Here is a 7,181-nt window from a genome sequence, read left to right as displayed (position 1 = left end):
TGCAAATCTTTTAATTTCAGATTTTAATATTAATAATTCATATCAGGGTAATTTAAAAATAGCAGTAGAGGGCAAAAATTCATTACAAAATTATGCACTTGATATTTCATTAGAAAGAGATAAAAACACAAATTTTTATGCAGTTGGAGAAATAGATTTTACACCTAAAAAGCCCATAATAGATGTAAATATAGATTTTGAAGAGTTTAAATTAGATGCATTCAGCCCATTGGGTGAAGATGTATTTACAAATATTAGAGGTTTTGTTTATGGGAATGCTCATTTAACAGGATTGCTAAGTAACCCAACAATGGAAGGTGATTTATTTTTAGATGAAGCAGGTATGTACTTCCCATATATTAATGTTGATTATGATTTTACAGGAACAAGTATAATAAGTTTAAAAGATCAAACATTTATATTTGAAGATGTAGCAATTAAAGATACAGCATATGGCACCAAAGGTAAATTAACAGGTACTTTAAGCCATTCTTATTTTGACAAATGGCGACTTGGTTTAAATTTGAAAACAGCTAATTTATTAGTCTTAAATACTGTTGAAGAAGAAAACTCGGTTTATTACGGTTCTGGATTTATTGAAGGTAACGCAACTATTAGAGGTTTAACAGATAGGTTGGTAATTGATGTTGTTGGGAAAACAAAAAAAGGAACTCATTTTGTAATCCCAATAAGCGATGTGAAAACAGTTGAAACTTCAGAATTAATTCGTTTTATTAATAAAGATGAAATAGAAAAAAATGAAGAGAAGAGAAAAGCATTTATTTCTGAAAAATTAAAAGGATTGTCTTTAAATTTTAATTTAGAAGTTACAAAAGATGCTGTTGTTGAAATGGTTTTAGATAAAGCTACTGGAAGTTATTTACAAGGAAGCGGAACAGGGAACTTACAGTTAGAATTAGACACCAAAGATAAATTTGATATGTACGGCGATTTTGTGGTAGATAATGGTGTTTATAATTTTAAATATGGAGGTTTTATAAATAAACCTTTTACCGTAAAAAAAGGTGGTAGTATTTCTTGGAGCGGAGATCCATATACAGCTCAAATTAATATTGAAGCTGTGCATAGGGTTTCGGCAAACCCAAAAGCATTGTTAGAAAATATAACTGCGAATAGAAAAATTCCAATCGATTTAATTACCCGTTTTTCAGGTGAATTGTTTAATTCTAATCGTGAATTTGATATTGAAATTCCAAATTCTAGTTCAACAGTAGCTTCAGAGTTAGCTTTTAAACTAAATAGTAATGATGCAAATAATAAAACAATACAATTCTTGTTTTTATTAGCTTCAGGTAGTTTTTATAATGAAACAGATTTAAGTGTAAATAGTAATGCAGCATTATACGGTACTGGTTTTGATATGCTTTCAAATGCCTTTGATAATATTTTTAATCAAGGTGATAACCGCTTTAAATTAAAACCTGTATACACAGTAGGTGAAAAAAATAAAGTAGATAATTTAAATATTGATGATCAGTTAGCCATTGCACTTGATTATGAGGTAAATGATCGAATTTTAATTAACGGTAAAGTAGGTGTGCCAATTGGATCAAAACAACAATCAAGCGTTATTGGAGAAGTAAATATTGAATTCTTAATGAATGAAGAAGGAACGTTAAGATCATCAGTTTTTAATCGTCAAAACGAAATTCAATACACAGAAGAAGAAGAAGGGTATACGCAAGGAATTGGTTTAAGCTACCAAATAGATTTTGAAAATGGTAGGGAATTGTTAGAGAAAATAGGTCTGAAAAAGAAACAATTAAAAGATTCAATAAACACAATAAACACAATAAATCCAATTGATTCATTGAATGTAAATTATAAACTAATAGAATTTAAAAATAAAAAAACAACTAAAAATGAATAAACCAACTTTAGTAGTATTAGCAGCAGGTATTGGTAGCCGTTACGGAGGATTAAAACAATTAGACACATTTACTCCACAAGGAGATACAATCTTAGATTTCTCAATTTTTGATGCCATACAAGCTGGTTTTGGTAAAGTAGTATTTATCATCAGAAAAAGTATTGAAGAAGATTTTAAAACTTTTTTTAATAACAAATTAGAAGGAAAAATAGAAGTTGAATATGTTTTTCAAGAAATTGAGAATATTCCTGAAAAATTTAAAGATAATAATAGACAAAAACCTTGGGGAACAGGTCATGCATTATTAATGGCAAAAGATGCTGTAAATGAAAATTTCGCAGTGATTAATGCTGATGATTTTTATGGTAAAGAAGCTTTTGAAGTAATGGCAGAATCATTAAAAGTTATTGACCCAAATTCAAATAAATTTAATATGATGGGATATGTATTAAAAAATACAGTTTCAGATTATGGTTTTGTTTCAAGAGGTGAATGTAAGGTTAATGAAAGTGGAAACTTAACTGGAATTACAGAACGCACTCATATCGAAAAAATTGAAGGTGGTTTAAAGTTTAAAGATGAAAATGAAAATTTAATTCCAATTTCTGAAGAAACAATTGTTTCTATGAATTTCTTCGGGTTTACACCAAAATATTTTGAACTGTCAGAATCTTTATTTGAAAACTTCTTAGAAGAAAATTATAAAGCTCCAAAAGCAGAATTTTTTATTCCTTTAGTAGTGAATCATTTAATTGTAAACAATATGGCAACTATGGAAGTTCTAAAATCTAATGCGCGTTGGTTTGGTGTTACTTATAAACAAGACAAAGAATATGTAACTTCTGAAATTCAAAAATTAAAGGATGCAAAAGTGTATCCTGAAAATTTATGGTAATTAATGATCAAAATATTGAATTAATATTTAATAATTTTAATCATTTAGCTGAATTTGAATCATTTAATGAGTTAACTTCAGGTCATATAAATGATACTTTTTTTATACGAACCAAACATATAAATGATTGTAATTTTGTGTTACAACGTATTAATAGTAACGTATTTAAAAATGCCAAAGAACTTATAATTAATAAAGAAAATGTTAGCAAGCATATCCAAAAAAAGTTGCAACATTTAGGACCGGAAGAGCTAAACAAACGTGTTCTTAAATTTATTGAAACAAAAGTAAATTTGCCGTATTATTTAGATGAGGATGGTGATTATTGGAATATAATGGTGTTTATTGAAGGAAGTAAAACCTTTGAAAAAGTTGAAAATATTGAAATTGCGTATGAAGGTGGAAAATTGTTTGGAGATTTTTCAAATTTAACAGAAGGTTTTGACACCAATGAAATAGTTGATATTATTCCGAATTTTCACGAAATGTCTTTTAGGTATCAACAATTTTATGATGCCTTAGAAAATGCAACTCCCAATCGTTTAGAATTAGCAAAGCAATGTATTCATCAAGTTTTTAGTTTAAAGGAGGAAATGCATTTACTTCAAAATTTTAAAAATGAAGGAAAAATACCATTGCGAATAACACACAATGACACCAAAATATCGAATGCATTGTTTGATGAGAATAATAAAGGACTGTGTGTTATAGATACAGATACAGTAATGGTTGGGATAATTCATTATGATTTTGGAGATGCGATTCGAACAATATGTAATACTGCTTTTGAAGATGAAACAGATTTAAGTAAAATAACTTTTAATTTGGAATTCTATAAAGCCTTTACTAAAGGGTTTTTAGAAAAAACACATCATTGTATTTCTTTATTTGATGCTCAAAACTTGGCTTTAGCAGCTAAAACAATTACTTTTATTATGGGGCTTCGTATGTTAACCGATTTTCTAAACAATGATATTTATTATAAAACAAAGTATAAAAATCATAATATTGATAGAGCAAAAAATCAGTTTAAATTGGTAGATTTAATAAGCGATAATTTTGAAGAAATGAACAGAATTTCAATTGAGGAATATAAAAAAATAAATCAAAGGTAGTTATAATTGAAAATAATCATATTTTTGCGTTTCAATTTATGGGAAAAACAATAAAAAGAATAGGTGTAATGACTTCCGGGGGAGATGCTCCAGGAATGAATGCAGCCATTAGAGCTGTAGTAAGAGCTTGCTCTTATTATAACGTGGAATGTGTTGGTATTTATAGAGGTTATCAAGGGTTAATTGAAGGGGATTTTCAAAATCTTTCTTCACGAAATGTAAGCAATATTATTAACAGAGGTGGAACAATTTTAAAATCTGCTCGTTCAGCAGAATTTAGAACTTCAGAAGGTAGAAAGAAAGCTTACAATCAACTTAAAAAAGCAGAAATAGATGCAGTTGTTTTAATTGGTGGAGATGGAACTTTTACAGGTGGAATGATTTTTAATAGTGAATATAATTTTCCTTGTATTGGGATTCCTGGCACCATAGATAATGATATATTCGGGACTAATTTTACGATTGGTTATGATACAGCATTAAACACTGTTGTTGAAGTAATTGATAAAATTAGAGATACAGCAAGTTCACATAACAGATTATTTTTTGTTGAGGTTATGGGGAGAGATGCTGGTTTTATAGCCTTAAATGCGGGAGTTGGATCAGGAGCTGAAGAAATTCTAATACCCGAAGAAAACTTAGGGTTAGACCGTTTATTAGAAGCATTAAAACGAAGCAAACGTTCTGGTAGATCATCGAGTATTGTGGTGGTTACAGAAGGAGATAAAATTGGTAAAAGTGTTTTTGAATTGGCTAATTATGTTGAAGAAAATTTACCACAGTATGAAGTAAGAGTTTCTGTATTAGGTCATATGCAACGTGGTGGATCACCAAGTTGTTTTGACCGGGTTTTAGCATCTAGGTTGGGTGTAAGGGCTGTTGAGTTACTCTTAGATGGGCAAACAAACTTAATGGTAGGTTTAGTAAATAATATAGTTGAAACCACAGAATTAGAACATGCAGTTAAAGGTCATCACGAAATTAACAAAGAGTTATTGCGTGTAAGTGATATCATGTCTTTTTAATATTTAAAAATAAAGCATTCCCATTCATAAATAAATGATTAAAATAGGAATTAACGGATTCGGAAGAATAGGTCGTATTGCTTTTAGAACAGCAATTATTAGAGAAAATGTTGAAATTGTTGCGATTAATGATTTACTTGGAGTAGATCATTTAGCATATTTATTGAAATACGATTCTGTTCACGGAAAATTTAAAGGTACTGTTGAAGTAAAAGAAGGAGCTCTTATAGTTAATGGTAAATCTATTCGTATTACTTCAGAAAACAAACCAGAAAATATAAAATGGGGCGCAATAAATGTTGATTATGTTATTGAATCAACCGGTTTTTTTACAAATAAAGACCAAGCTGCACTGCATTTAAAAGGAGGAGCCAAAAAAGTAGTGATTTCAGCTCCTTCAAAAGATGCTCCAATGTTTGTAATGGGAGTTAATAACTCGTTGCTTTCAAAAGAAGAATTGGTATTTTCTAATGCTTCTTGTACAACCAACTGTATAGCACCAATTGTAAAAGTTTTAAATGAAAACTTTGGAATTATTGAAGGTTTTGTTACAACGGTACATTCAGCAACATCAAGTCAGAAAACAGTTGATGGGCCTGAAAAACAATGGCGTAGAGGAAGAGCAGCGTTGAATAATATGATTCCAACAACAACGAGTGCAGGTGAAGCAATTACTAAAATTTTGCCTGAATTAAAAGATAAAATATTAGCAATGGCGGTTAGAGTTCCAATTGTAGATGTTTCATTAGTTGATTTAACAGTTCGTTTGGAAAAGTCAACATCCTATGAGAAAATTAAAGAAGTGATGAAAAAGGCTTCGGAAAATGAATTAAAAGGAATACTAGGTTATACTGAAGATGAAGTAGTTTCACAAGATTTTGTTTCAGAAACAAGAACTTCTGTTTTTGATGCTGGTGCAGGATTAGAACTTAATGAAAATTTTTATAAAATCATTTCTTGGTATGATAATGAGTATGGATATGCTACCAAATTAATGGATTTGATCGAATATTCAGAATCACTTAAATAAAAATAAATTATGGAGATAGCAATTATTGCACACGATGGTAAAAAAGCAGAAATGATTCAGTTTTTAATGGATTTTAAAGCCTTAATTATTTCTAAAAATATAAACTTGATAGCTACTGGTACAACTGGTAAAAATGCCGAAAAAGCGGGATTTAAAGTTTCAAAATATTTATCAGGACCTTATGGTGGTGATGCTCAAATTGCAGGTCGTGTTGCAGAAGGTAAAACCAATATGGTTTTCTTTTTTAGAGATCCATTAGGAATGCATCCGCACGAACCAGATATTGCTATGTTAATGCGTTTATGTGATGTTCATGATGTGCCTTTAGCAACAAATCCTGCTACTGCAGAGCTTTTGATAAAATCAATATAAGCTGGTTACTTTATAGCAATCATTGAAATTTCAACATTTACAAATAAAGGTAAATTTCCAACTTCTACAGTTTCACGCGCAGGAGCAGTTTCTGGGTTGAAATAACCTCCATAAACAGTATTTATTTTTGCGAAATCATTCATGTTTTTAACATATATGGTAGATTTTACTACATTTTCAAAAGTCATACCTGCTTCAGTTAATACAGCTTTCATGTTTTCTAATACTTGAGTTGTCTCAATTTCTATAGAACCAGTAACTAATTTGCCAGTTGCAGGATCTAATGCAATTTGACCTGAAGTGTATAATGTATTTCCTGATAAAACAGCTTGGTTATAAGGGCCAACTGGAGCTGGCGCATTACTTGTTTTAATTATTTTTTTCATACTATAAATATTTTAGAATAAAGTTCTGTCTGGTACTTTTCTCTTGTCATATTTTAAATCACTTAGCATGGATGATTTTACACCAAGAAAAAAGTAATAGGTTTGTCTGTCACCGAAAGGTACCCAATTAAAATTCAATTTCCAACTATCTAAATCACGTGAAAATCGCAATTGCGTATAGCTAAATCCTTGATTTTTAATATCATAACCTGATGACGCTCCAACTTTCCATTTTGGAGTTAACTCAATATCACCAGAAAACATTAATGAATTTGATGAAATTTCATTTTGCCTGTTTGAATTTGTATAATTTAATGAATAAGCTAATTTTAAAGTCCAAGGAAATGTTGCAGCATAAAGTTTTGTTGTCTTTGTATTTTTTTTATTCGACTTGTTCAATTTGTTTTCAGATCCTAAATCGTTACTATTATTTAAGTTTTGCCCAAAAATTCCATCCGAATTATTTG

At 29.7% G+C, this 7,181-nt stretch carries 7 protein-coding genes and 1 pseudogene; 6 read left to right on the top strand and 2 right to left on the bottom strand.

What is annotated here, in order from left to right; genetic code table 11:
- From Q0352_RS07240 to Q0352_RS07215, 6 genes are all read left to right on the top strand, one after another.
- Nucleotides 1-1,891 (top strand): translocation/assembly module TamB domain-containing protein (locus tag Q0352_RS07240; protein ID WP_299525857.1); only part of this gene is annotated, 1,891 nt, incomplete at its 5' end.
- Nucleotides 1,884-2,786: a sugar phosphate nucleotidyltransferase gene (locus Q0352_RS07235; RefSeq protein WP_299525854.1), complete on the top strand. Its 903-nt coding sequence runs from the start codon at nucleotides 1,884-1,886 to the stop codon at nucleotides 2,784-2,786. The genes Q0352_RS07240 and Q0352_RS07235, both read left to right, overlap by 8 nt.
- Nucleotides 2,780-3,901 carry an aminoglycoside phosphotransferase family protein gene (locus Q0352_RS07230; protein WP_299525851.1) on the top strand — a complete coding sequence of 374 codons (1,122 nt, stop codon included), beginning with the start codon at nucleotides 2,780-2,782 and terminating at the stop codon, nucleotides 3,899-3,901. Before Q0352_RS07235 ends, Q0352_RS07230 begins: the two co-directional genes overlap by 7 nt.
- Before the next feature lie 38 nt (nucleotides 3,902-3,939).
- Nucleotides 3,940-4,926 (top strand): 6-phosphofructokinase, encoded by a 987-nt coding sequence (pfkA, locus tag Q0352_RS07225; RefSeq protein ID WP_299525848.1) that lies wholly within the window; start codon nucleotides 3,940-3,942, stop codon nucleotides 4,924-4,926.
- Between the two features lie 34 nt (nucleotides 4,927-4,960).
- The gene (gap, locus tag Q0352_RS07220) at nucleotides 4,961-5,956 is read left to right on the top strand and encodes a type I glyceraldehyde-3-phosphate dehydrogenase (RefSeq protein ID WP_299525845.1); all 996 of its coding nucleotides are present in this window, start codon (nucleotides 4,961-4,963) and stop codon (nucleotides 5,954-5,956) included.
- Between the two features lie 9 nt (nucleotides 5,957-5,965).
- The gene (locus tag Q0352_RS07215; protein ID WP_299525842.1) at nucleotides 5,966-6,328 is read left to right on the top strand and encodes a methylglyoxal synthase; all 363 of its coding nucleotides are present in this window, start codon (nucleotides 5,966-5,968) and stop codon (nucleotides 6,326-6,328) included.
- A 5-nt stretch (nucleotides 6,329-6,333) separates the two neighbouring features.
- On the opposite strand, the gene Q0352_RS07210 is transcribed toward Q0352_RS07215, so the two are convergent.
- Together Q0352_RS07210 and Q0352_RS07205 are read right to left on the bottom strand one after the other, a co-directional pair.
- Entirely contained in the window at nucleotides 6,334-6,714 is a 381-nt protein-coding gene (locus Q0352_RS07210) for a RidA family protein (RefSeq protein ID WP_299525839.1), read from the bottom strand.
- A gap of 12 nt (nucleotides 6,715-6,726) precedes the next feature.
- Nucleotides 6,727-7,181, bottom strand: a pseudogene (locus Q0352_RS07205) (LPS-assembly protein LptD); the annotation flags it as partial.

Origin of the sequence: uncultured Lutibacter sp. (genome assembly GCF_937891065.1) — a bacterium.
GTDB lineage: Bacteria > Bacteroidota > Bacteroidia > Flavobacteriales > Flavobacteriaceae > Lutibacter.
Note: the sequence above shows the minus strand (reverse complement) of the source record. Positions and strands in the feature narration are given on the sequence as shown.

Coding starts and splice junctions, on each gene's coding strand:
- Q0352_RS07235 (WP_299525854.1), top strand. CDS start 1,884: ATGAATAAACCAACTTTAGTAGTATTAGCAGCAGGTATTGGTAGCCGT.
- Q0352_RS07230 (WP_299525851.1), top strand. CDS start 2,780: ATGGTAATTAATGATCAAAATATTGAATTAATATTTAATAATTTTAAT.
- pfkA (WP_299525848.1), top strand. CDS start 3,940: ATGGGAAAAACAATAAAAAGAATAGGTGTAATGACTTCCGGGGGAGAT.
- gap (WP_299525845.1), top strand. CDS start 4,961: ATGATTAAAATAGGAATTAACGGATTCGGAAGAATAGGTCGTATTGCT.
- Q0352_RS07215 (WP_299525842.1), top strand. CDS start 5,966: ATGGAGATAGCAATTATTGCACACGATGGTAAAAAAGCAGAAATGATT.
- Q0352_RS07210 (WP_299525839.1), bottom strand. CDS start 6,714: ATGAAAAAAATAATTAAAACAAGTAATGCGCCAGCTCCAGTTGGCCCT.